The 26352-nt window shown below is 38.9% G+C and carries 20 protein-coding genes and 3 pseudogenes; 11 read left to right on the forward strand and 12 right to left on the reverse strand.

Features of this window, described 5'->3' with window-relative positions:
• Positions 1 to 43: 43 nt before the first annotated feature.
• The 3 genes from AAFX60_011825 to AAFX60_011835 all read right to left on the reverse strand — a co-directional run bounded on the left by AAFX60_011825 (position 44) and on the right by AAFX60_011835 (position 3539).
• A complete protein-coding gene (locus tag AAFX60_011825) occupies positions 44 to 814 on the reverse strand; it encodes an ABC transporter permease (protein XDF77341.1) in 771 nt (256 codons plus the stop codon).
• Entirely contained in the window at positions 814 to 1731 is a 918-nt protein-coding gene (locus AAFX60_011830; GenBank protein ID XDF77342.1) for an ABC transporter ATP-binding protein, read from the reverse strand. Before AAFX60_011830 ends, AAFX60_011825 begins: the two co-directional genes overlap by 1 nt.
• Before the next feature lie 152 nt (positions 1732 to 1883).
• Positions 1884 to 3539, reverse strand: coding sequence for a SulP family inorganic anion transporter (locus AAFX60_011835; protein XDF78942.1), 1656 nt, complete (start codon positions 3537 to 3539; stop codon positions 1884 to 1886).
• A 292-nt stretch (positions 3540 to 3831) separates the two neighbouring features.
• On the opposite strand from AAFX60_011835, the pseudogene can reads away from it, so the two are divergent.
• Positions 3832 to 4487: pseudogene (gene can / locus AAFX60_011840) on the forward strand (carbonate dehydratase).
• Between the two features lie 120 nt (positions 4488 to 4607).
• Here can and AAFX60_011845 read toward each other — a convergent pair.
• Entirely contained in the window at positions 4608 to 4859 is a 252-nt protein-coding gene (locus AAFX60_011845) for a DUF1127 domain-containing protein (protein ID XDF77343.1), read from the reverse strand.
• 534 nt (positions 4860 to 5393) lie between these two features.
• Positions 5394 to 5924, reverse strand: a complete 531-nt coding sequence (gene hpt / locus AAFX60_011850) for a hypoxanthine phosphoribosyltransferase (GenBank protein XDF77344.1) — start codon at positions 5922 to 5924, stop codon at positions 5394 to 5396.
• A 374-nt stretch (positions 5925 to 6298) separates the two neighbouring features.
• On the opposite strand from hpt, the gene AAFX60_011855 reads away from it, so the two are divergent.
• Positions 6299 to 6904, forward strand: coding sequence for a TetR/AcrR family transcriptional regulator (locus tag AAFX60_011855; protein ID XDF77345.1), 606 nt, complete (start codon positions 6299 to 6301; stop codon positions 6902 to 6904).
• Between the two features lie 113 nt (positions 6905 to 7017).
• Here AAFX60_011855 and lpdA read toward each other — a convergent pair whose 3' ends face one another.
• The 5 genes and pseudogenes from lpdA to ampD form a co-directional block, all read right to left on the reverse strand.
• Positions 7018 to 8445 (reverse strand): dihydrolipoyl dehydrogenase, encoded by a 1428-nt coding sequence (lpdA, locus tag AAFX60_011860; protein XDF77346.1) that lies wholly within the window; start codon positions 8443 to 8445, stop codon positions 7018 to 7020.
• A gap of 275 nt (positions 8446 to 8720) precedes the next feature.
• Complete coding sequence (gene aceF / locus AAFX60_011865) at positions 8721 to 10619, reverse strand: pyruvate dehydrogenase complex dihydrolipoyllysine-residue acetyltransferase (GenBank protein ID XDF77347.1); 1899 nt, start codon at positions 10617 to 10619, stop codon at positions 8721 to 8723.
• Positions 10620 to 10646: 27 nt separating this feature from the next.
• Positions 10647 to 13310 (reverse strand): pyruvate dehydrogenase (acetyl-transferring), homodimeric type, encoded by a 2664-nt coding sequence (gene aceE / locus AAFX60_011870; GenBank protein ID XDF77348.1) that lies wholly within the window; start codon positions 13308 to 13310, stop codon positions 10647 to 10649.
• A gap of 55 nt (positions 13311 to 13365) precedes the next feature.
• Positions 13366 to 14136, reverse strand: a complete 771-nt coding sequence (gene pdhR, locus AAFX60_011875) for a pyruvate dehydrogenase complex transcriptional repressor PdhR (GenBank protein ID XDF77349.1) — start codon at positions 14134 to 14136, stop codon at positions 13366 to 13368.
• 286 nt (positions 14137 to 14422) lie between these two features.
• Positions 14423 to 14973, reverse strand: a pseudogene (gene ampD / locus AAFX60_011880) (1,6-anhydro-N-acetylmuramyl-L-alanine amidase AmpD).
• Positions 14974 to 15086: 113 nt separating this feature from the next.
• Between ampD and nadC the strand changes: the two are divergent.
• From nadC to yacG, 8 genes and pseudogenes are all read left to right on the forward strand, one after another.
• A complete protein-coding gene (gene nadC / locus AAFX60_011885) occupies positions 15087 to 15974 on the forward strand; it encodes a carboxylating nicotinate-nucleotide diphosphorylase (GenBank protein ID XDF77350.1) in 888 nt (295 codons plus the stop codon).
• A gap of 341 nt (positions 15975 to 16315) precedes the next feature.
• Positions 16316 to 16714 (forward strand): pilin, encoded by a 399-nt coding sequence (locus tag AAFX60_011890; GenBank protein ID XDF77351.1) that lies wholly within the window; start codon positions 16316 to 16318, stop codon positions 16712 to 16714.
• A 3-nt stretch (positions 16715 to 16717) separates the two neighbouring features.
• Positions 16718 to 18406 (forward strand): type IV-A pilus assembly ATPase PilB, encoded by a 1689-nt coding sequence (pilB, locus tag AAFX60_011895; GenBank protein ID XDF77352.1) that lies wholly within the window; start codon positions 16718 to 16720, stop codon positions 18404 to 18406.
• A 19-nt stretch (positions 18407 to 18425) separates the two neighbouring features.
• Positions 18426 to 19664, forward strand: coding sequence for a type II secretion system F family protein (locus AAFX60_011900; GenBank protein ID XDF77353.1), 1239 nt, complete (start codon positions 18426 to 18428; stop codon positions 19662 to 19664).
• Positions 19665 to 19768: 104 nt separating this feature from the next.
• Positions 19769 to 20656, forward strand: a complete 888-nt coding sequence (locus tag AAFX60_011905) for an A24 family peptidase (protein ID XDF77354.1) — start codon at positions 19769 to 19771, stop codon at positions 20654 to 20656.
• Entirely contained in the window at positions 20653 to 21276 is a 624-nt protein-coding gene (gene coaE, locus AAFX60_011910) for a dephospho-CoA kinase (GenBank protein XDF77355.1), read from the forward strand. The genes AAFX60_011905 and coaE overlap by 4 nt, the downstream gene beginning before the upstream one ends.
• Before the next feature lie 5 nt (positions 21277 to 21281).
• A pseudogene (gene zapD, locus AAFX60_011915) lies at positions 21282 to 22027 on the forward strand (cell division protein ZapD).
• Positions 22028 to 22034: 7 nt separating this feature from the next.
• A complete protein-coding gene (yacG, locus tag AAFX60_011920) occupies positions 22035 to 22244 on the forward strand; it encodes a DNA gyrase inhibitor YacG (GenBank protein XDF77356.1) in 210 nt (69 codons plus the stop codon).
• 69 nt (positions 22245 to 22313) lie between these two features.
• Here yacG and mutT read toward each other — a convergent pair whose 3' ends face one another.
• Together mutT and secA are read right to left on the reverse strand one after the other, a co-directional pair.
• Positions 22314 to 22715 (reverse strand): 8-oxo-dGTP diphosphatase MutT, encoded by a 402-nt coding sequence (mutT, locus tag AAFX60_011925; GenBank protein XDF77357.1) that lies wholly within the window; start codon positions 22713 to 22715, stop codon positions 22314 to 22316.
• Positions 22716 to 22805: 90 nt separating this feature from the next.
• Positions 22806 to 25529, reverse strand: a complete 2724-nt coding sequence (gene secA, locus AAFX60_011930) for a preprotein translocase subunit SecA (protein XDF77358.1) — start codon at positions 25527 to 25529, stop codon at positions 22806 to 22808.
• Positions 25530 to 25864: 335 nt separating this feature from the next.
• On the opposite strand from secA, the gene AAFX60_011935 reads away from it, so the two are divergent.
• Positions 25865 to 26332: a DciA family protein gene (locus AAFX60_011935; GenBank protein XDF77359.1), complete on the forward strand. Its 468-nt coding sequence runs from the start codon at positions 25865 to 25867 to the stop codon at positions 26330 to 26332.
• Positions 26333 to 26352: the final 20 nt, after the last annotated feature.

Below are 26352 nucleotides of genomic sequence, written 5' to 3' on the forward strand. Positions count from 1 at the left end.
TATCTTCAGCCCTTTTTTCATCTATGATTTACACATATGGTATCTAACTTCTTAATCCAATCCCCTTAGAAACCAAGTGCCAAGCAATACTATATAAAGCAATAATAAATACAGACAACACAGCAAATGCCGTACCGATCCCTACATCAGAGACACCTAAGAAACCGTAACGGAACGCATTTACCATATAAACTATCGGGTTTAACTTAGAAACCCCTTGCCAGAATTCAGGTAATAGACTTATCGAGTAAAAGACACCACCTAAGTACGTTAATGGCGTTAATACAAACGTTGGAATAATACTAATGTCATCGAATGTTCTAGCAAAAACGGCATTAATCAACCCGCCTAATGAAAAGACAATGGATGTCATTAATACCGTCAACATGATCACGCCAAGATGAACAATTTGAATATCAACGAAAAATAGAGACACGCAAGTAACTAACGCACCAACTAACAAGCCTCGAACAACACCACCACCAACAAAACCAGCGATAATTATGTAGTTAGGTACAGGAGCAACAAGTAACTCTTCTATGTTCTTTTGAAACTTAGAACTAAAGAAAGAAGAAGCTACGTTTGAATATGAGTTAGTAATAACTGACATCATGATCAAACCAGGAACAATATATTCCATATAACTAAAGCCACTCATTTCACCAATGCGTGACCCAATTAAATTACCAAAAATAATAAAATAGAGCGTCATGGTTATTGCTGGTGGAACTAATGTCTGAACCCAAATACGAACAAAACGGTTTATTTCTTTTGAGATAAGACTTTTAAATGCTGTCCAATATAAATTCATCATTATTTTGCTTCTCCTGAACGAACAATACTGACAAACAATTCTTCTAAACGATTTGCTTTATTCCTCATAGAGAGCACATTAATACCTTGATGATTTAATTGCTCAAAAAGGTAATTAAGCCCCTGAGATTTATCAATTTCAACTTCGATAGAACCGTCTTTGCAACTGGTTATTTTTGCACCATCTAAAACAGGAACAGGGCTATTTTCAGCAAGATCCAAAATAAAGGTTTCAACTTGAAGTTTATTCAATAATGACTTCATTGAAGTATTCTCTATTACCTCACCTTTATTAATAATTCCGATATTTCGACAAAGCATTTCAGCTTCTTCAAGATAGTGCGTAGTTAATATGATCGTCACACCTTGCTCATTAATTTGCTTTAAAAATTCCCACATAGAACGACGAAGCTCAATATCAACACCTGCTGTCGGTTCATCAAGAATTAACAATTTAGGTTCATGCATTAAAGCACGAGCGATCATTAAGCGGCGTTTCATACCTCCAGATAAGTTACGCGCACGATCATTTCTTTTTTCCCATAGATCCAACTGAGTTAAATATTTTTGAGCTCTCTCTTTTGCTAATGAGCGGGAGACACCATAATAACCAGCTTGTTGCATTACAATTTGCAACACGGTTTCAAATGGATTGAAATTAAACTCTTGTGGTACTAAACCTATTTGCTGCTTTGCCTGTACTAGCTGGGTATCAATGTCATAGCCAAATACTTGTACTTTGCCTGATGTTTTGTTTACCAAAGAGCTAATCACACCTATTGTCGTCGACTTTCCTGCCCCATTAGGACCAAGTAAGGCATAAAAATCGCCTTTTTCAACGGTTAAACTCACTCCTTTAAGCGCCTCAAAACCACCTGAATAGGTTTTTCTTAATTGTTCAATTTCTAATGCGTACATTTGTTTACCTATTATCTGGAAGCAAATATCTAATAATCAAACCAGATTATCGTTAAATTACGATGAATGCAAATTGGTGTCGTTAATAGATAATAAAAAACCGCAGAGTAATTCACTCTACGGTTTGATTTATTTCTATAATAATTAATCACTTAATCTTCACTAGGTGAAACATATTTAATTGCAGACTTAAGTGCCTCATAACGAAATTTATACGTATTCTCACCCGGAATTAAATCCGTAACATGAAACTTATCTAATTGCTCTTTCGTCTGCTCATTTGGACACAGTAAATACACTTTACAGTTTGCATCTAGTGCATCGTTAATCGCATTCTCTAACGCTAAACCAACGGTCACATCAATCATGGGAACATCGGTTAAATCAAGTATCATCACTTCATAATCAGAAATACTGCTATGCTGCCTTGATATTGCTTTAGATACACTGAATATCATTGGACCTGATAAATAAAAGAAAAGCACCTTACCATTAGCTTTATCTAGTAGAGCTCTTTCACTGTCAGTTAAAGGAACATCATCTTCATCCGCATCACTGATCGCTTTTACTTGCCTTGCCTGTTCTCGGCTTAAACGCTCAATAATAATAATGTTAGAAATAAAAACACCAAGACCAACAGCGACAATTAAATCCACAAAAACAGTCAGCAACATCACACCATACATAATAGCCATGCCTGCAAAACTGACTTTATGTGCGCGTTGAATAAAACTCCAATCCAAGATATTAAAACCAACATACACAGCAATACCTGCTAATACCGCCATCGGAATAGGTTCTGTCAATCCACCAGCAACCAATACGACTAAAGCGAGCATTGCTGCTCTAAACACACCAGATAACGGTGAGCGAGCGCCAACTTGAATATTGGTTACCGTTCCCATCGTGGCACCTGCACCAGGTAAAGCACCAAATAAACCAGAGATCATATTTGCTAAACCTTGACCTCGTAGCTCTTTATCTGAATCGTGCTCCTTACGTGTTAATGAGTCACCAATCACGGCAGTCAATAAGGTATCTATACAACCTAATGTTCCAAGAACCAAAGCGTCAATAACCATGGTGGTGAACATTTCAAAATTAATGGTTGGAATAACAAGCGAAGGTAGACCAGCAGGTATCTCACCAATTCGGCGAATAGATTCCATATCAAAAAAAAGAACAGAGAGCAGAGTCACCGCAACAAGGGCCACTAATTGAGCTGGCACGTATTTTCGATATTTATCAGGAAATAAAAATAACACCCCAAGAGTTAACCCGCCAAGGAACAGCTCTTTAATATCTAAATTAGACAAAGTATCAGGTAAAGCAGATAAGGTTCCAATGACGCCTCCCGGTGGAGCCGCATGCCCTAATAAAGGAGAGAGTTGAAGAATAATAAGAATGACACCAATACCAGACATGAAACCAGAAATTACACTATAAGGCATTAATGTAATGTATTTACCAAGCTTTAATGTACCGAGTAAAATTTGGAATGCACCGGCCATCATTACAACAGTAAACGTCATTGCCATACCCGTTTCAGGATATTTCGCTACCATGCTAGTTAAAACAGCAGTCATGATAACGGTCATGGGACCTGTTGGCTCAGAGATTAACGTTGAAGAGCCTCCAAATAATGAAGCAAAAAGCCCCACCATTATCGCCCCCCAAAGACCGGCCTCAGCTCCAGCACCAGATGCCACACCAAACGCCAGTGCGAGAGGAAGCGATATTATGGCCGTGGTAACCCCACCAAAGAGGTCCCCTTTTAAATTAATATTGTCAAACCGTTGACCAAACACCGTTAGCTCCTTGTTTATAAACACGTTAACCTCATTAATTTAACAAATGTTATTCATCTCTCATAATAGTTAATTAGAACTAATCACTACTAGTTATGTTCTAACTATAAATAAAGACTAAAAAGCCATTTTTAAAAGCATGAACTCGTCAGATGAGTACTTTTAAAAGCATTTTTTAGCAGATTGAAATTGTAACATTGTGTATAGTAAATAAACCTGTTGAGGTTTTTAACAGAAAGAAGTTTAGGTAATACTCTTCCTTCTTATGTATTTAAGGGATGAAAAATTTAAAATGCCAGAAATTAAAGAACTTTTTGAGAATAATTCTAAATGGGCTAAATCAATAAAAGCAGAACGCCCTGAATATTTTGCAAAATTAGAAGAAGGTCAACACCCAGGTTTTTTATGGATAGGTTGCTCAGATAGTCGAGTACCAGCAGAACGCCTAACTGGGTTATATTCCGGCGAACTATTTGTGCATCGAAATGTAGCAAACCAAGTTATTCATACAGATTTAAACTGCTTATCCGTTCTTCAATATGCTGTCGATGTTTTGAAAATCAGACATATTATTGTTTGTGGCCATTATGGCTGTGGTGGTGTAAATGCAGCTATCGATAATCCTCCTTTAGGCTTAATCAATAACTGGCTACTTCACATTAGAGATTTATTCCTAAAACACAGAACTGTATTTGGTAAATTACCTCGTGAAGAATGGGGGGATAAGCTATGTGAAATTAACGTCGCAGAGCAAGTATATAACGTAGGTAACTCAACCATTATGCAAAACGCATGGGAACGTGGACAAGACGTTCAAATTCATGGTGTTGTGTATGGCATGGGGATGGTGTTTTAAATGATCTTGGCGTAAAAGGTCATAGTCGTGAATCATTAGAAATATCATATCAAGCAGCAATGTCTAATATTACTAATGTTGGTGATGAATGATAAAAGGGAAATAATATCGTTCCCTTTTATCATAATAAATATATACACTGCATTATAACAAACACAGATAATATAAGTTGCCAGAGAAAGCATTCACCATTTACTTTCTCTGGCTATTTATTACGTCGCTATTCTCAAGCGTATGAGTCGACGAAGATGACGTACTTTGCGCTCGGCTTTAAATACAGGCTGTTCAAGATCGCTGATAGTTCGACCATCAAGATGCAAACCTATATCTTTTAGTAAATATTCATTTCCCCATGGAATTTCATATTGCACTTTACGTACGGCACGTTTCCACTCTCGCTCTTCACGAGCTAAATCAGCTTTAATAAATAAAGTCGCTAAACGTAGGTATATTGAATGACGCATAATATTTCTCCAAATATTGATATGTGAGAGATATTGCGACTAATGCTAGAGGAATATACAAAAGAACCCTTCTAAAGATAGCCGCAATATTCGCAGCCTTAGAAGGTTACGAATTAATTAATCGTTTCGAACACTTGCAAATGCAGGCGAGGTATTGGTGGTACAACATTGTTTGTACATATGAATAACCATCATGTTGACCTCCTAAAACGTAAAATTAATTCTTTAAATGGGTAAGATGTAAATTTTATTTACGGTTAAATTGTAACCGCCAGTGATTATTTATCAACCACAATTTTGAAACATTTCAAAAACAAAATAAACACATTGAAATACTTTATTTGCTTAAGGTTCATTCTAATATTGGAATAAAAAAATGTTTCTAACCGAAGTTTTCGCTATATGAAATAGCTAACAGTTATATCAATAAAAAAGCCAAAGAACATAAAGGATCTTTGGCTTTATTCTTCTACTTAATAGCATGATTAAGCGTCAATATTAAAAAACGGTAATGCGTGAACATCCGTTCTCAAATTATTCTTGCGGTACAACTTTTCCGATATACGATAAGTTACGGTACTTCTGAGCATAATCAATACCCACACCAACAACAAATTCGTCAGGAATTGAAAAACCAATCCAATCCACATTTACTTCAACTTCACGACGAGAAGGTTTATCAAGTAATGTACAAATCGTAATTGAGTTTGGTTCACGAATAGATAAAATCTCGCAAACTTTACTTAGCGTATTACCAGTATCAATAATATCTTCTACTAGAAGAACATCCTTACCTTTGATGTCATCATCTAAATCTTTTAAGATTCGTACATCACGAGTACTTTCCATACTGTTGCCGTAACTTGATGCTGTCATAAAGTCTACAGTCATTGGCACATCAATAGCTCGCGCTAAATCAGCCATGAATACGAATGAACCTCGTAATAAGCCAACCATTACTAATCCTTCAGAATCTTTATAGTGTTCTGAAATTTGTTGACCTAGTTCTTTTACACGTTGGTTGACCTCTTGCTCAGAGATCATTACCTCTACTGTATGTTTCATACTATCTCACTTATTCGTTGAACCTACTAAGAGTAGGATTAGACCTGCACAGTTTACAGCAAAATAGAAAATGAAACGTGAGTAATTATAAAAGTTTTTCTGAACTGAGATTAAGGAAGAGCTGTTAACGGATTTATAGTGACATAAAAAGATAATCAACACTTGGCAATAACTACATTCAAAATGTAAACTTCACTTTCTATTTATTGCGTAAATATATGCAATACTGAAAAAAATTCTTTAAGTTCGTCATAAATTTCATTGATCAGCTGAATAACTGTTGAATATATAAGCAGCCTTATGTAAAGTTATTGAGAATAATAATAATAAAACCCTATATAAAATAATAATTTGTTGGCAAGGATATAAATATAATGGATACAATCCAAAAAAGGCCTAGAACAAGGCTATCTCCAGAAAAGCGCAAAGAACAATTACTTGATATCGCAATTGAAGTGTTTTCACAACGTGGCATTGGTCGCGGTGGTCATGCTGATATTGCAGAAATCGCTCAGGTCTCTGTCGCTACCGTGTTTAATTACTTCCCAACAAGAGAAGATCTTGTTGATGATGTATTAAATAAAGTCGAAAACGAATTTCACCAATTCATCAATAACTCAATTTCTCTTGATCTTGATGTTCGTTCTAACCTTAATACTCTTCTTCTGAATATCATTGACAGTGTTCAAACTGGTAATAAGTGGATCAAAGTATGGTTTGAATGGAGTACCTCTACTCGTGATGAAGTATGGCCTCTTTTCTTAAGTACTCACTCAAATACAAATCAAGTTATCAAAACTATGTTTGAAGAAGGTATTGAACGTAACGAAGTATGTAACGATCATACCCCTGAAAACCTAACAAAAATGCTTCATGGTATTTGTTACTCTGTTTTCATTCAGGCTAACCGTAATAGTTCATCTGAAGAAATGGAAGAAACGGCAAATTGCTTCTTAAATATGTTGTGTATTTATAAATAGTTTCAGGATTCAGGATTCAGGATTCAGGATTCAGGATTCAGGAAATGATAATAATAAAAAACCGCTGATTTCTCAGCGGTTTTTTTATGTCTGAACAAATGCGTTGTTCAGAATTATTTTTTCTTTTTAACTGCTTTTTTGTTTGGAAGGTCAGTGATTGAACCTTCAAATACTTCCGCAGCTAGACCCACAGACTCATGTAGAGTTGGGTGAGCGTGGATAGTAAGAGCGATATCTTCTGCATCACAACCCATTTCGATTGCTAGGCCGATTTCACCAAGAAGTTCACCACCGTTAGTACCAACGATAGCACCACCAATTACACGGTGAGTTTCTTTATCAAAGATAAGCTTAGTCATACCATCAGCACAATCAGATGCGATTGCACGACCTGATGCAGCCCATGGGAAAGTAGCAACTTCAAAGTTTAGGCCTTCTTCTTTTGCTTCTTTCTCTGTTTTACCAACCCAAGCAACTTCTGGCTCAGTGTAAGCAATTGAAGGAATTACTTTAGGATCGAAGTAGTGTTTCTTACCAGAGATAACTTCTGCTGCTACGTGACCTTCATGCACACCTTTGTGAGCAAGCATTGGTTGACCAACAACATCACCGATCGCATGAATGTGAGCAACGTTAGTACGCATTTGCTTATCAACATTGATGAAACCACGCTCATCAACTTCGATGCCTGCTTTTTCAGCATCGATAAGTTTGCCGTTTGGTACACGACCGATAGCAACAAGAACTGCATCGTAACGCTCAGCTTCAGCAGGAGCTTTTTTGCCTTCCATTGAAACATAGATACCGTCTTCTTTTGCTTCAACTGCTGTTACTTTTGTCTCAAGCATTAACTTGAATTTGTCTTTAATGCGTTTTGTGTACACTTTAACGATGTCTTTATCCGCAGCAGGGATAACTTGATCAAACATCTCAACCACTTCAACTTTAGAACCTAGAGAGTGGTAAACCGTACCCATTTCAAGACCGATGATACCACCGCCCATGATCAGTAATTTTTCTGGCACTTCTTTTAGTTCTAGCGCATCAGTTGAATCCCAAATACGTGGGTCTTCATGCGGGATGAACGGAAGTTTAATCGGACGAGAACCAGCAGCAATGATAGCGTTATCAAAAGTAACTGTTGTGTTTTCTTCGCCTTCAACTTCGATTGTGTTAGGGCCTGTAAATTTACCGTAGCCATTTACTACAGTAACGTTACGCATCTTAGCCATACCACCAAGACCGCCAGTCAGTTGAGTTACAACTTTATCTTTCCAGATACGGATCTTGTTAATATCAGTTTGTGGTTCACCAAAAACAACACCGTGTTCAGCCATTGCTTTTGCTTCTTCGATTACTTTAGATACGTGAAGAAGAGCTTTCGATGGAATACACCCCACGTTTAGACATACACCACCAAGAGTGCTGTAACGCTCGATTAATACTGTTTCTAGACCTAAATCTGCGCAACGGAAAGCAGCAGAGTAACCAGCAGGACCTGAACCAAGTACAACTACTTGGGCTTTAACTTGTTTGCTCATTTTGACCTCGTTATAGTCATTTCCCTAACAGGCTGACAGATGTTCTATTATTGTTTTCAAACCGCATTCATTTTACATATATGTTAACAGTGTGAAAGCAAGTTGGGGTTAGCCTGTGAGCTAGACAACAATTCACATTCAGCATGCTCCTATTGGAACATTAAAAAAAACTGCAAATTGCTTTAATAAATATAATGTAAGGAATAAATCCTTAAGCTTATTAAGCAATAAGGTGACCTATTAGCCACCTTATTGTTTGTTTCAATAACCGCTAATTACAGTACTAGACGACGAATGTCTGATAATGCACTGTTTAAGAAAGTAATGAAACGAGCACCTTCTGCGCCATCGATAACACGGTGGTCATAAGACAGAGACAGTGGAAGTTGTAGACGCGGAGCGAACTCTTTGCCATTCCATACAGGTTTAATCTCAGACTTAGAAACACCTAGGATACCAACTTCTGGTGCATTTACGATTGGTGTAAATGCAGTGCCACCGATACCACCAAGGCTTGAGATTGTGAAACAACCGCCTTGCATATCAGAAGCTGTTAGTTTACCAGCACGTGCTTTCTTAGAAACAGCCATTAGCTCTTCAGATAGCTCGTAAATGCCTTTTTTGTTCACGTCTTTAAATACAGGAACAACTAGGCCATTTGGCGTATCAACTGCGATACCTACGTTTACGTACTTCTTAAGAATGATGCTTTCGCCATCTTCAGATAGAGAAGAGTTAAACGCTGGGAACGCTTCAAGTGCTTTAGCAACCGCTTTCATAATGAATACAAGTGGCGTGATCTTCATGCCTGTGTCATTTTTAGCTTCGATTGCATTTTGCTCTTTACGGAATGCTTCTAGCTCAGTGATGTCAGCGTTATCCCACTGTGTAACGTGAGGGATCATTACCCAGTTACGGTGTAGGTTTGCACCTGAAATCTTCTTGATCTTAGAAAGTTTCTGAACTTCTGTTTCACCAAACTTGCTGAAATCAACTTTTGGCCAAGGAAGTAAACCAAGAGCTGAACCGTCACCACCTTTACCTGATGCAGCTGCACCAGATTCAAGACGTTTAAGTGCATCTTTCACGAAGCCTTGAACGTCTTCTTTAAGGATACGGTTCTTACGGCCAGTACCTTTAACTTTCGCTAGGTTTACACCAAATTCACGAGCAAGACGACGTACAACTGGAGACGCATGAGCGTAATCGTTGTTCGCTTCAAATTCACCTGTTGATGCAGGAGCAGAAGTTGCTGCAACTGGTGCTGGTGCCGCTGCAGGAGCTGCTTGTGCAACTGGTGCTGCTGCCGCTTGAGGAGCTGCTGGTGCTGCACCTTCAACAACAAATGTCATGATTAGAGAACCAGTCGATACTTTATCGCCTGCAGCAATCTTAATTTCTTTTACTGTACCAGCAAATGGTGCAGGAACTTCCATTGATGCTTTGTCGCCTTCAACAGTAATTAGAGATTGCTCTTCTTCTACTGTATCACCAACGGCAACCATGATTTCAGTTACTTCTACTTCATCACCGCCGATATCTGGAACGTTCACTTCTTTCTCTGCAGATGCTGCAGGAGCTGCTGCAACTGGCGCTGCCGCTTCAACTGCTGGTGCAGCTGGTGCTGAACCTGCCACTTCAAAGATCATCACTAGAGAACCCGTTGATACTGAGTCACCAGAAGCAATTTTGATTTCTTTTACCGTACCTGCGAATGGAGCTGGAACTTCCATAGACGCTTTGTCGCCTTCAACAGTTAAAAGAGATTGCTCTTCTTCTACTGTATCGCCAACAGCAACCATGATTTCAGTTACTTCAACTTCATCACCACCGATATCAGGAACGTGAACTTCTTTAAGCTCTGCAACTGATGCTGCAGCAGGAGCAGGAGCAGCAACTGGTGCAGCTTCAACTGCTGGAGCAGCTGGTGCTTCTGCAGCACCCTCTGCTTCAAAGATCATAATAAGAGAACCAGTTGTTACTGAATCACCTTCAGCAATTTTGATCTCTTTAACGATACCCGCTTGAGACGCAGGAACTTCCATAGAAGCTTTATCGCCTTCAACAGTGATCAGTGACTGCTCTTCTTCAACTCGGTCACCGACCTTAACTAGAATCTCAGTTACTTCAACCTCATCTGCACCGATGTCAGGTACATTAATTTCGATTGTCATTGTTTGTTTCCTTAATTAATGGAAGTCTTATGCGTATTGCGGGTTAGTTTTTTCTGTATCGATATTGAATTTAGCAATTGCTTCTGTAACAACAGATTTCTCAATATCACCACGTTTCACTAATTCAGTTAGAGCAGCAACAACTACGTAGCCTGCGTTAACTTCGAAGTGACGACGTAGGTTCTCACGGCTGTCTGAACGACCAAAACCATCAGTACCAAGTACTTTATAAGATTCAGTTGGCATGTACGCACGCACTTGTTCAGCGTAGTTCTTCATGTAATCAGTCGCAGCGATTGCTGGTTCGTTACCAAGAACGGTTGTGATGTACGGTACTTTCGCTTCTGCTTCTGGGTGTAGCATGTTGTAACGCTCTGCATCTTGACCATCACGAGTTAGCTCGTTGAAAGACGTTACAGAGAAGATATCAGATGCTACGCCGTACTCTTCACTTAGAATTTGTGCTGCTTTACGCACTTCATTCATGATAGTACCAGAGCTCATTAGCTGAACTTTACCTTTAGCACCAGCGTGAGATTCAAGCTTGTAGATACCTTTACGGATGCCTTCTTCAGCGCCTTCTGGCATTGCTGGCATTGCGTAGTTTTCATTCATTACTGTTAGGTAGTAGTAAATGTTCTCTTGGTTCTCACCATACATACGACGGATACCGTCTTGCATGATTACCGCTAGCTCGTAAGCAAACGTTGGGTCGTAAGAGATACAGTTAGGAACTGTGTTTGCCATGATGTGTGAATGACCGTCTTCGTGTTGTAGACCTTCACCATTTAGCGTTGTACGACCAGCCGTTGCACCTAATAAGAAACCACGAGCTTGTTGGTCACCTGCTAACCATGCCATGTCACCAATACGTTGGAAACCGAACATTGAGTAGTAGATGTAGAATGGGATCATTGGTAGATCGTTTGTGCTGTAAGAAGTCGCAGCAGCAACCCAAGATGCCATTGAACCTAATTCGTTGATACCTTCTTGAAGAACTTGACCTGACGTTGCTTCTTTGTAGTAAGAAACAATGCCTTTATCTTCAGGAGTATATTCTTGACCGTGTGGGTTATAGATACCAATCTGACGGAACAGACCTTCCATACCGAATGTACGAGCTTCATCACAAATAATAGGAACAATGTTTTTACCGATGTTCTTATTTTTAAGTAGGATGTTTAACGTACGAACGTAAGCCATCGTTGTAGAGATGTCACGCTTTTGCTCACCTAGTAGAGGAGCAAATTCTTCAAGCTCAGGAACTTTGAATTCTTGAGTAAATTTAGGTAGACGCTGAGGCGTGTAACCTTGTAGCGCTTTACGACGAGCGTGTAGGTATTCGTATTCAGCAGAACCTTCTTCCAGTTTCAAGTAAGGTAGTTCAGCTACTTTCTCGTCAGAAAGAATGTCTTGTAGACCTAGACGATCACGTAGGTATTGTACGTGAGTCATGTCCATTTTCTTAACACCGTGTGCGATGTTTTTGCCTTCTGCAGCATCACCCATGCCGTAACCTTTAACTGTTTTAGCTAGGATTACTGTTGGCTTACCACCTGTTTCTTTTGCATTGTTAAATGCAGCAAACAGTTTAGAAGAGTCGTGACCACCACGCTTCAATTCGAAGATTTGGTCATCAGTCATATCTGCAACTAGTGCAGCTGTTTCAGGGTACTTACCAAAGAAGTGCTCACGTACGTATGCGCCATCTTTAGATTTAAATGTTTGGTAATCGCCATCGATAGTTTCATTCATAAGCTGAAGAAGCTTACCTGATGTATCTTTAGCTAATAGAGCATCCCAGTTGTTGCCCCAGATAACCTTAACAACGTTCCAACCAGCACCTTTGAATAGACCTTCAAGTTCTTGAATGATCTTACCGTTACCCATAACAGGGCCATCTAGACGCTGTAGGTTACAGTTGATTAGGAAACATAGGTTATCTAGTTTTTCACGTGCAGCGAAAGAAATCGCACCGCGTGATTCTGGCTCATCCATCTCACCGTCGCCTAGGAAAGCGTATACACGTTGAGCTGAAGTATCTTTAAGACCACGACCTTCAAGGTACTTAAGGAAACGTGCTTGGTAGATAGCAGAAATTGGACCAAGACCCATAGATACTGTAGGGAACTGCCAGAATTCAGGCATTAGTTTAGGGTGCGGGTATGAAGGAATACCTTTGCCATCAACTTCTTGACGGAAGTTATCTAGCTGCTCTTCAGTTAGACGGCCTTCAACGAATGCACGAGAGTAGATACCTGGAGAGATATGACCTTGGTAGTAAACTAAATCACCGCCATCTGTCTCATTAGGAGCACGGAAGAAATGGTTGAAACATACTTCGTAGAATGCAGCTGCAGATTGGTAAGAAGCCATGTGGCCACCTAGATCCAAATCTTTCTTCGAAGCACGTAGAACGATCATGATTGCGTTCCAACGAATAATTGAACGGATACGACGTTCAAGAGTAACATCACCTGGGTAAGCAGGCTCTTGTGCCGCAGGGATGGTATTGATGTAGTTGGTATTAATACCTGTTGGCATATCAACGCCATCTAAACGAGCTTTATCAAGAACTTGCTCTAATAGATACTGGGCGCGTTCAACACCTTCTTCACGTACAACAGACTCAAGAGCTTCTAACCAATCCTGAGTTTCTAGTGCATCAACGTCATGCTTCATGTCAGACATGCGAGCTATCCTTTTATTTGTTGGTTCAAATAGGGTATCAACGATATTCTTTTACTTAATTCATATCGTTATTTTGCTGAATTCGACGAAGTGAACATTCACGTCGTGATTCCTCTTTGGTCAATTCCAGCAACGTTTCTTCAATATAAGCGAGATGAGAGTGTGAGGCTAAACGTGCTTCTTCAGGCTTACCTGACACGATGGCTTCTACAATTTCAGCTCTGTGCTCTCTTACCTTCTCCACCACCGATTCTCGACGATTTAATAAGGTAAAATTTTGTAATACGTTTTGTTCAAGCAAAGGTTCCAGACTACGAACCATATGGAGCAGCACCACATTATGTGCTGATTCGGTTACTGTTATAAGATAGTGCATAACCGCAGAAGCTTCCGCTTCAAGATCACCATTTTTTTGTGCTTGTTGGATCAAACGATGTGACTCTTTGATCCGTTTAAAATCTTCTTCGTTACCACGTAAAGCGGCATAGTAGGCTGAAATACCTTCTAATGCGTGGCGTGACTCAAGTAAATCAAATTGCGTTTCAGGGTGAGTGGCTAATAAATCCAACAAAGGCTCAGAAAAACTTTGCCATAACCCTTTATTTACAAAGGTTCCGCCCCCTTGACGCCGAGTCAATAAATGCTTCGCTTCTAAACGTTGTATCGCCTCTCGAACTGACGGCCGAGAAACATCAAACTGTTTTGCTAACTCTCTTTCTGCCGGTAACTTCTGGCCAGGAGAAAGGATTCCTTCTAATATCAGCCTTTCTAACTCTTGTTCGATTACATCGGACAGTTTTGGCTGGCGTATCCTTTGATATGTCATCGTAGCTCAACCTAATTTAAGTTGATTACTTCCCACATTTCCGTGAGTCATTCGTCACTTTAATAATTGGTATTACCAATTTTATTTGATGCAAAAGTTATCATGAAAAAAGGGATACTGTCTAGATAAAAATTGATTTGAATCATAGAAAGGGATTAGCGCATACATTTAGTTAACATTCACTGTACGCGCTAATAATAATTGGTAAGACCAATTTGAAGATTTCAGTTAACAAAGCGTGTCATAAATAAGAAAAACAAAATTCTCTACTTTAAAGTAAATCCTTTTATTTCCTTAACTTATGGTATTTTTTCCAATCAAATGAAAGGCCGGGATCTGTCTTTCGCAATGGTGCAATATATTGATGCCCCGTAATTCGTTCATTAACTATTTGGGGTAAGCGGCTTGTAGCACGTTTGTTACAACCGCTAAGGCTTCATATTGTTTTTGAGTATAAGCCGTAAAATCCGTTCCTTCTAACTCAATTCCGATACTGTAATCGTTACATCGTTCACGTCCAGCGAACGAAGAAACACCTGCATGCCAAGCTCTTGCATTAAAAGGAACAAACTGAATAACACTTCCATCGCGGCGAATTAGGCAATGTGCAGATACTTTAAATTGATGAATGACTTTAAAGAAAGGATGTTCATTTGGATCAAGCTTACCGGTAAATAATTGCTCTATATAAGGACCACCAAATTGCCCCGGTGGTAAGCTAATATTGTGTACAACGAGCAATGAAATATCATCTTCATCAGAGCGCTCATCATAAAAAGGAGAGGCAACATGTTTTGCTTCGTTTAGCCAGTGATCTGCTGATAAAGTAAATTTCATGTTCATTCCTGCGTAAATTGAAGTAACTTTGAGTATCTTATGATGAAATTCTACTCTAGCGCGAGTATTATTATTGCCATAAACATATTTCAAATAATTCAATGGACTTCATCATGATCAAAACTCACGACAGCGCATCTCGTCTTGAATATTTACAACAGCAACTTCCTACTGAAATTACTCGTGCCGTTGCAGATACCCTACGTGAAGATTTAGGCGGTACATTAGATGTAAGTACAGACATCACAGCTAGCCTAATTGCTGAAGACACGCAATCTGTTGCAACGATTATTACTCGTGAGCATGGTGTTTTCTGTGGCCAAATGTGGGCTGATGAAGTGTTCAAACAACTGGGTGGCACAGTAAGCATTGAATGGCATGTTAAAGATGGCGATAAAGTTGAACCAAACCAAACGCTATGTACCTTAACAGGACCTGCTCGCACACTATTAACTGGTGAGCGAAATGCAATGAACTTTATTCAAACGCTATCTGGTTGCTCAACAGTAACAGCAACCTACGCTGAAAAAATTGCACACACTAACTGTCGTCTACTTGATACTCGTAAAACCATTCCAGGTTTGCGCAGTGCATTAAAATATGCCGTAGCGTGTGGCGGTGGTTTCAATCACCGTATTGGCGTGTTCGATGCTTACCTAATTAAAGAAAACCATATCATTGCGTGTGGCGGCATAGAAAAAGCCATCTCAACCGCAAAAGAGCTTAACCCTGGTAAACCAGTAGAAGTTGAAACTGAAAGTCTAGAAGAGCTACAGCAGGCGATTGATGCAGGTGCTGACATTATTATGCTAGATAACTTCACAACAGACATGATGCGTGAAGCAGTAAAAATTAACGCTGGTCGTGCCGCACTAGAAAACTCGGGTAACGTGACTTTAGATACTATTGCTGAATATGCAGAAACAGGCGTTGATTACATCTCTGTTGGCGCATTAACCAAGCACCTTAAAGCCATGGATTTATCGATGCGTTTTAAATAAATCGTAGAATTATCGATAAACAGAAAGCCAGCAAATTTGCTGGCTTTTTTATTTTTAGTACACAAAGACTCTCTTATATCTTTGATACTATTCACATAATCAACAGCTCACCTAACAAGTTAAACAGGCGTATCTAAATTAAGACTTGCGATCAGCAACAAGGTTTAATTTATGACTTCTTGAAGTGAATCGTATTTGATTTTGATATTTACATTTATCACAGTATAAATTTATTACTCACTCGAAAGCCTCTCTTTTCTCCCTACCATATCTCTCTATTCGTTTTATTATTTTACGCATCAAATAAAACATGAATCACCCGATTCATCTTGGAGAGAAAAATGAAAAAGCGTCAAGGACAGAAAGGTTTTACCCTAATTGAGTTAATGATTGTAGTTGCCGTAATTGGTGTGTTGTCAGCGATTGCGATTCCTCAATATCAGAATTATGTAAAAAAAGGGGCGTTAGGTGCAGCTTTAGCATCAGCAAGTGCTTTAAAAACTAATGTAGAAGATGTTATAGCAACAACTGGAAATTTCCCTGCTGGAACTTCTGCTGCATTTAATATCGGAACGATTGAACTTGATTCTACTGCGAGTGATGCTTCAGGCACAATCAAAGCAAGTATTACTAAAGGTGCAGGTAACGGTAGTCATATAACTTTAAGCAGAAGTGATGATGGGATTTGGACATGTACAAACTCTGAACATTCCAATATAGAAATAACGGGCTGCTCATAATAAATGCACACCAACCTCGCCTCTATCTTGCGTCAAGCTGAGTTAATCAGTGCGACGCAAGAAAGTAGTATCATAGAGTTAGTCCAAGCAGAAACGCACACCGTGCCTTCTGCTCTTTTAGCTCAAGGGATATTTACCCCTGATGAACTCGTAAGTCACCTCGCTCAAATCTTTGGGCTTGAGGTAATCAACGTAACTCAATTTGATTATGCTGCTACTTGTCAAAAGCTGGGACTGCGCGATCTAATTACCCGTTATCAAGCTCTTCCAGTAAGTCACGACAGTTGCACGATTCGTCTCGCCGTGGCTGATCCAAGTATTGCTCAAATAGAAGATGATTTTCGTTTTACCAGCGGAAAACAAATTGAATTAGTACTTGCGGATCAAGGACAAATCCAAGCCGCTATTCGACGAGTCTACGGTGCGGGATTGTCTGCAAATGATAACCAACATAAAGAGATAACCCAAGATGAGTTAGCCTCACTGGTTGACGTTTCACTTGATGAGATAAGTGCTACAGAAGATCTCAGTCAAGACGATGCGCCCGTCACTCGCTTTATTAACCAAATTTTATTAGAAGCGGTTCGTAAAGGAGTGTCGGATATTCACTTTGAACCCTATGAAGATAACTATCGTGTGCGTTTTCGCTGCGATGGAATCTTAGTGGAAAACAATCGTCCATCCGCTCACTTAAGCCGTCGTTTATCTGCTCGTCTCAAAATCATGGCAAAATTAGACATTGCAGAACGTCGTCTACCACAAGATGGGCGTATCAAACTCAAATTAAACAGTACCACTTCGATTGATATGCGTGTTTCTTCACTGCCAACCTTATGGGGTGAAAAGATCGTACTGCGTTTATTAGACAGCAGTGCTGCTAATTTAAATATCGATAAATTAGGTTACAGCGATCAACAAAAAAACCTATATTTAGAAGCCCTAAAACGCCCTCAAGGCATGATATTAATGACAGGTCCTACAGGTAGTGGGAAAACCGTCTCTCTTTATACTGGTCTTAATATCCTCAACACCACGGAACAAAACATTTCAACAGCGGAAGATCCAGTTGAGATTAACTTAAATGGGATCAACCAAGTTCAAGTAAATCCAAAAATCGGCCTTACTTTCGCTCACGCTTTACGATCTTTTTTACGTCAAGATCCCGATATCGTCATGGTAGGTGAAATACGAGATCTCGAAACTGCTGAGATTGCTGTCAAAGCCGCACAAACTGGACACTTAGTTCTTTCTACCCTACATACAAATTCCGCAGCAGAAACCGTCGTTCGACTAGGAAACATGGGGATTGAAAACTTCAACTTAGCTTCTTCTCTTAGTTTGATCATTGCCCAACGATTGGCTCGTCGTCTCTGTAATTTATGCAAACAAGAAGATCATTTAAGTGATGAGTTGCGAGAAGAATATAACATTTCACCTTCGACCATTATTTATCAAGCCAATAAAGAAGGGTGCAATGAGTGCACTCATGGTTACTCAGGGCGTATTGGTATTTATGAAGTGATGCCGTTCACCCGAGAACTGTCTGTTGCCATTTTAAAGGGGGCGACCGTTAGACAAATAGAACAAATTGCCATTCAGCAAGGTATGGATAACCTAAAAACCTCAGGAATTAAACGATTAGAAGATGGCACAACCAGCTTACAAGAACTAAACCGTGTGCTCTATTTTTAAAGATAAGTAGATAATTCAAATGCCTAAAACAAAAAAGAAATCCAAAGCAGTCGTATTAAAAAGCTTTCAATGGCGTGGCATTAACAGTTCAGGGAAAAAAGTGTCTGGAAAACAGCTCGCGTTAAGTGATGCTGAAGTCAGAACAAAATTAACTGAGCAGAATATCCAGATTAAAAAAATTAAAAAGCGTAGTATTTCTAGCTTTGAAAAAATGAAGCACGCTGTTAAGCGCAAAGACATCACCCTCTTTACTCGCCAACTGTCTACCATGCTCGCCTCTGGTGTTCCAGTTGTTCAGTCACTGCACCTCATCGCAGAAAACAACACAAAAGCGGAAATGAAATCCATTTTACATCAAGTTTGCTTATCCATCGAAGCAGGTACTCAACTATCTAAAGCCCTCTCTACTAGTTGTTCTCATTTTGATTCATTTTATATCGATCTTATAGCGACCGGTGAAGAGACTGGCAGCTTAGCTCAAGCTTTCGCTCGCTTGGCAGAGTATAGGGAAAAAAGTGATGCTTTGCGTTCTAAAGTAATCAAAGCCATGATTTATCCAACCATGGTCTTTTTAGTTGCAATCACCGTAACTATTTTAATGCTTACTTTTGTTATACCTGAATTCGAGAATATTTTTAAAGGCTTTGGCGCTGAATTACCTTGGTTTACCCAACAAGTGATTAATATCTCTCATAACTTACAAGAGTATGGTCTACATATTCTTTTACTTATTATACTCACTACCCTAATGCTCAGTGCATTAAAGAAGAAATCCTACTTTTTCAGAATGAAAGTGAGTCGTCATAGCTTACAAATTCCCATCATTGGTACCGTACTGTCTAAAGCTGCCATTGCCAAATTTTCCCGTACCTTAGCAACCAGTTTTAGCTCAGGTTTGCCGATTTTACACAGCTTACAAACCACCAGTAAAACCGCCGGTAATCTTTACTATCAAGAAGCCATCTTATCTGTACAACAGCACACCGCTGCAGGTATGCCCCTTTATATTGCTATGCGACATACCGAAGTTTTTCCTGAAATGGTATTGCAAATGGTCATGATTGGAGAAGAATCAGGAAAGCTAGATGACATGCTAAATAAAATTACTCATGTTTATGAGGAAGATGTTGATAATACCGTAGATAACTTAGGTAAAATTCTAGAGCCTTTTATTATCGTTTTTCTTGGTACCATGATTGGTGGTTTAGTGGTGTCTATGTATCTTCCAATCTTTAACCTTATGAGTGTTATTGGCTAAAACGTGTAATAAGTGCGTTAAGTTTATACTCTTAACTACTTCATTTTAATGAATTCTGATACCATCAGCTAAATACGTTAATTACTGATATTGGACGCTTTTACATGGCTGTTTTTGATTATTACCCTTGGCTTTTCCCTCTATTTGCCACCCTATTTGGTTTGCTTGTTGGTAGTTTTTTAAATGTCGTAATTTATCGTTTACCCATCATGATGGAAAAGGAATGGAAAAAAGACTGCATTGATTGCTTTCCAGATCTTGCCCCTAAAAAAACAAGTGAAGAAAAAGAAGAAACCTTTAACTTAAGTGTTCCTCGCTCTCGCTGTCCAAAGTGTCAAACTCAAATTAAATTCTATGACAACATTCCGGTCATTAGTTGGTTTTTATTAAAAGGAAAATGTCGTCAATGCAGTAACCCTATCAGTTTTCGATATCCTGCAATTGAACTACTATCAGGCGCAATGTGTTTTGCCGTTTCGTACTTATTACCTTTCTCATATTTTGCTATTGCTGCCATTCTATTTACTCTAGTTTTGATCGCATTAACCTTTATCGATATTGATACCATGTTACTGCCAGATCAAATCACCCTACCTCTACTATGGAGTGGTCTATACTTAGCTCTAGTGGGTTGGAGTTCAGTGAGCTTAGTTGATTCTGTTGTTGGTGCAATGGCTGGCTATTTGATTTTATGGTCTATTTACTGGGGCTTTAAGCTGCTTACAGGCAAAGAAGGCATGGGTTATGGTGATTTCAAATTACTGGCGGCTCTTGGAGCATGGCTTGGTTGGCAGCAGCTGCCATTGACCATTCTATTATCTTCTGTTGTCGGAGCAATCATTGGCGTCATCATGCTAACCGCTCAAAAGAAAGGGTTTGATAAAGCAATTCCCTTTGGTCCTTATTTAGCTATTGCTGGCTGGGTTTGCCTATTATGGGGACAAAACATTAGCCAATGGTATTTTAATCACATTCTAGGTTTGCCACTATGAGTTATGTCGTAGCAATTACTGGTGGTATTGGTAGTGGAAAAACCACCGTTGCCGATCGCTTTCAAGCACTCTATAACATCAATATTGTTGATGCTGATATTATTGCTCGTGAAGTTGTTAATCCAGGAACCGAAGGATTAATCCAAATAGAGCAACATTTTGGATCACAGATCTTACTGGACGATGGTCATTTAAATAGAGCTAAGTTACGTGAGTGTATTTTTTCTGAACCAAGTGAAAAACAGTGGCTCAATGATTTATTACATCCATTAATCCATTCAGAGATGCAACGTCAAATAGCCTTATCTACTTCAGAATACACATTGCTTGTAGTGCCTCTTTTAGTTGAGAATAAGTTACAATATTTAGCAAATCGTGTACTTGTTGTTGATGTTTTGGAGCAAACTCAAATTAATCGCACTGTAAATCGTGATAAAGTAAATCATCAACAAGTTAAAGCTATTCTTGCTTCCCAAGCATCAAGAGAAGAACGTTTAGCGGCTGCGGATGATATAATTAATAACGATCAACAAAATAATGACTTAGATATGAAAATATCTCTGCTACATGAGAAATATCTGCTATTGTCTCTGGCATCTATAAATAAAGAGAATGAATAACGACTATGAATGGATTGGGTATGCAAAAATTTGAACACCCTTTAAATGAAAGGACTCGAATTTATTTACGAATAGAATCTCTATTTCGTAAATTAGGGCATTCCGCTGATTTAACACAACCATTTGAATACCAAGTTTTTTCAGTTCTTTATTTAATATGCTTGATATCTTAGAACAGGTACAAGTAAAAGCAGAGCTAGGTAAAGATCTAGAAAAGCTTCGCTTACAATATCGAGCTTGGATGGACATTGAAGGCGTTGATCAATCAGCACTACTTTCTGTACTTGAACAGATCAGTCAGGTACATCAAAACTTAATGCAAACCACTCGCCCAGGTCACTCTTTAAAAGAGGATCGCTTCCTTTCTGCATTAAAACAACGCTTCTTTATTCCTGGTGGAGATTGCTGTTTTGACTTACCAGCTCTACATCATTGGCTACATTTACCATTAGAAGTACGCTGCCGTAATACGCATAATTGGATGGCACAGCTCCTTTCTCTTTCTGATGCATTATCTTTATGGTTAAGACTAACTAGAGAAACAGCACGCTTTGAGCCTCAAATCGCTCGTAATGGATTCATGCAGAGTGAAATGGAAAATGCCAACTTACTTCGTCTGGAAATACCAATTGATCAAGGTGTTTATCCAATGATCTCTGGGCATAAAAGTCGTTTTGCGTTACGCTTTATGTCTTTTGAAACAAATAAGAATTGCGAAAAAGATATCGAGTTCACGCTTGCTGTCTGCTGAGGAAACTATGACAAAACTAACGACAGAGCAACCAACTACAGTTAAATGTCCAACATGTCAGTCTGCTGTTATTTGGAATGCTGAAAGCCCATTTCGTCCATTTTGTAGTAAAAAATGCCAAATGATTGATTTTGGTGAATGGGCTGATGAAGAAAAATCGATTCCGGGGGCTCCCGATATGTCAGACTCTGATGGTTGGTCTGAAGATCAATACTAATACCGATTCCAAATAAAAAAGCGATCATCATGATCGCTTTTTTTGTACCTATTATATGAAGTCAGAGAATTATGAACTAAATTGCTCTACGACTTTATTTAATACAGGTACATTCGCTTCAGGAAACTCATACTCTTTAAGCGAGGAAATAGATACCCATAAACCTTCTTGGCCTTCTTTACAATAAGGTTGATTATCAAACTGAGTTACCGTAAAAAAATCAAAATAAAGCGATTTATCAGGATAGTCATGAGATAAAGATTCAAATATATCAAGCTCAATTGAGTTAATGCCAACCTCTTCATTCAACTCTCTTATCAGAGCTTGTTTTGCACTTTCTCCTGCTTCAACTTTTCCTCCAGGAAACTCCCAAAAGCCTCCTTTATGTGCTTTATCTGGACGCTTAGTAATAAAGACTTGGTTCTTTTCTGCATTTAAAATGATTGCAGCAACTATATGTAATCGTTTCATGTATAACCTTTTCTATATCCATATCACGCTTATAAAAAAGCCGCTAATGATAGCGGCTTTTATTTTTCAATTAAGAACAATAAGTATCAACTAGATCTTACCGTGACATTGTTTGTATTTCTTACCTGAACCACATGGGCAAGGTTCATTACGACCCACTTTACGTTCTTCACGAACCATTGGAGAATGAGCGTCTTCTGCACCTTCGCCATCATCTAGCTGATTTTCAGCATTTTGATGTTGTAGCTGTTGACGTCGAGCGGCTTCTTCAGCTTGTAAACGACGTTGCTCTTCCATACGCTCTACATCTTCTTGCTGTTGAACTCGAACTTTACTTAAAATCGAAACAACATCAAATTTTAACGTATCAAGTAAACCTTCAAACAACTCAAACGACTCACGCTTGTACTCTTGTTTTGGGTTTTTCTGAGCGTAACCACGTAAGTGAATACCTTGACGTAAGTGATCCATTGCAGCTAAGTGCTCTTTCCATAGGCCATCAAGTGTTTGTAACATAACCGCTTTTTCAAAGTTACGTAGAACTGATTCGCCAACAGACTCTTCTTTTTCTTTGTAAACTTGTACAGCAGCTTCGATGATTTTTTCACGTAGGTTATCTTCATGAAGTTTATCATCGTTATCTAGCCACTCTTGAAGCGGAAGATCCAAATCAAAATCAGCACGTAGACGAGTCGTTAGTCCTTCAACATCCCACATTTCTTCTAAAGATTGAGGTGGAATGTATTGACCAAATAGACCTTCAAGAACTTCTTGACGGTTGTAACCAATCATTTCGCTGATATCATCAACATTCATTAACTCGTCACGCAGTTCATAAACAACTTTACGCTGATCATTTGCTACATCATCGTATTCAAGCAGTTGCTTACGAATATCAAAGTTACGACCTTCAACTTTACGTTGTGCATTTTCAATCGCTTTAGTTACCCATGGGTGTTCGATTGCTTCACCTTCTTCCATACCTAACTTCTTCATCATGCCTGATACACGATCCGAAGCAAAGATACGCATTAGTGCATCTTCCATTGATAGGTAGAAACGAGAAGAACCAGCATCACCTTGACGACCAGCACGACCACGTAATTGGTTATCAATACGGCGAGATTCATGACGCTCAGTACCGATAATATGTAAACCACCAGAAGCAAGAACAGCATCATGTGCTTCTTTCCATTTCGCTTTTACTGCTTGGATTTGCTCTTCTGTTGGATCTGATAATTTAGCAACATCTGCCTGCCAACTACCACCTAATACGATATCTGTACCACGACCAGCCATGTTAGTCGCGATAGTGACAGCGCTTGCTGTACCTGCATTAGCAACGATATCGGCTTCTTGTTCGTGGAATTTCGCATTAAGTACGTTATGTTTAATTTTTGCTTTTTTCAGTGCATTTGAAAGCAGTTCTGATTTTTCAATCGAAACCGTACCAACAAGAACCGGTTGGCCACGCTCAGAACAGCCCTTAATGTCTTCAATGATAGCCGCAAATTTTTCTGCTTCTGTCATATAAACTAAATCACCCATGTCATTACGAGCCATTGGGCGGTTAGTTGGAATAACAACCGTATCTAAACCATAGATTGATTGGAATTCAAATGCTTCTGTGTCCGCAGTACCTGTCATACCTGACAGTTTGTCATATAAACGGAAGAAGTTTTGGAATGTAATAGAAGCCAATGTTTGGTTTTCGTTCTGAATCTTAACACCTTCTTTTGCCTCAACAGCTTGGTGTAAACCTTCAGACCAACGACGACCAGGCATTGTACGACCTGTATGCTCATCAACAATGATTACTTCATCATCTTTTACAATGTAATCGACGTCTTTTTCAAATAACACATGCGCACGTAAAGCAGCATTAATATGATGAAGCAGGCTAATATTTGCAGGAGAATACAACGTATCATCTTCTTCCATTAAGCCAGCATCTTTAAGCAGTTGCTCAACAAACTCTTGACCGTTTTCTGTTAAGTGCGTTTGTTTGCCTTTTTCATCTAGTGTGTAGTGACCTTCACCACGGTACTCTTCACTGTCTTCTTCGTCTTGCTTAACAAGTTGAGGGATAAGAGTGTTGATACGGATATACAGTTCAGAACTATCTTCAGCAGGACCAGAAATAATTAGAGGAGTACGAGCTTCATCGATTAAGATTGAATCCACTTCATCGACTACTGCAAAATAACGCTCACGTTGAACACGATCTTCCGCACGGAAAGCCATATTATCACGTAGGTAATCAAAACCAAATTCGTTGTTTGTGCCGTATAGAATGTCACATAAGTAAGCTTGTTTCTTCTCTTGAGGTGGCATGTTTGGAACGTTTACACCAACAGTCATGCCTAAGAATTCAAATAACTCACGGTTTGTTTCAGCATCACGCTTAGCTAAGTAGTCATTCACGGTAACAACGTGAACGCCTTTACCAGTTAATGCATTCAAATAACATGGCAATGTTGCTGTTAGTGTTTTACCTTCACCTGTACGCATCTCTGCGATTTGGCTATCGTTTAATACCATACCGCCAATCATTTGAACATCAAAGTGACGCATACCATATAAACGCTTAGATGCTTCACGTACTGTAGCAAATGCTTCTGGAAGTAAACTGTCTAAATCTTCACCTTGCTCTAAACGTGCACGGAACTCGATTGTTTTCGCTTTTAATTCTTCATCTTGTAGTGATTCGAATTGTGGTTCAAGTTTATTAATTTGGTCTACGATTTTACGTAGCTTACGTAATGTACGATCATTACGGCTACCAATAACTTTAGTTAGAATTTTAGAAAACATGATTCCGTTGCTTCTCTTTATCTCTTGATCATTAATGATCTGGTTTAATCTGAAATGTGAATCAATCGCCTAGAGTTTACTCTAAGAAAAATACTTCTTTTATATACTTACCTTATGGGGATGAGGCTTTGATTTTTCAAGGCCACATTAGATAGTTGTGTTGCTTGTCATCATAAGTAATAATTAAGAAAGTATAAGCGATAACGTGAAGCAATCCTAAGGTAAATCTGTAGAGTTTGATTTCAATTCTGAAAAATTCAGATCTAATTGGCATTTATTACTTTTTCTTTAGTACTCACCACCAAATAACGCACGATTTATAAGAGTTTTTAGTGATGCGAGACCATAGACCACAACCGGCAAACGATTTTTTCAATAATACTCGTTTTAAAGATCTGCAAGAAAAAGCGATCATTTTGTCAAAGCTATCTCATGTACTTGAAGATGCACTGCCTACAGGCTGTGAAAATCATTGCCGTGTGGCAAATTATCGCCAAGGATCATTGCTGATCGAGGTATCAAGTAGCGTTTGGGCCACAAGAATAAATTACGAAAGATTAACTTTATTGTCTGTTTTTCGTAAGCACGGCTTACCTGGGCTTTCTAACTTAGAAGTAAAGATCAATCCTGATCTTGCTCGATCTTTTGTCGGTGAAAAGCCTGTCGTTTATAAATCAGAGAAACAGGCAAAACGCGAGCTATCTGCTGCTGCTGCAAGTGCATTAGAGATGGTAGCTGAAACAGCATCTCCTAAATTAAAAAAACGTTTAGAAAGTCTCGCTGCATTAGCAAATAAGAAGTAAAACGAAGAAAATATTAGATA

Source organism: Aliivibrio fischeri, from assembly GCA_038993745.2.
In the GTDB taxonomy this organism is placed as follows: Bacteria; Pseudomonadota; Gammaproteobacteria; order Enterobacterales; family Vibrionaceae; genus Aliivibrio; species Aliivibrio fischeri_B.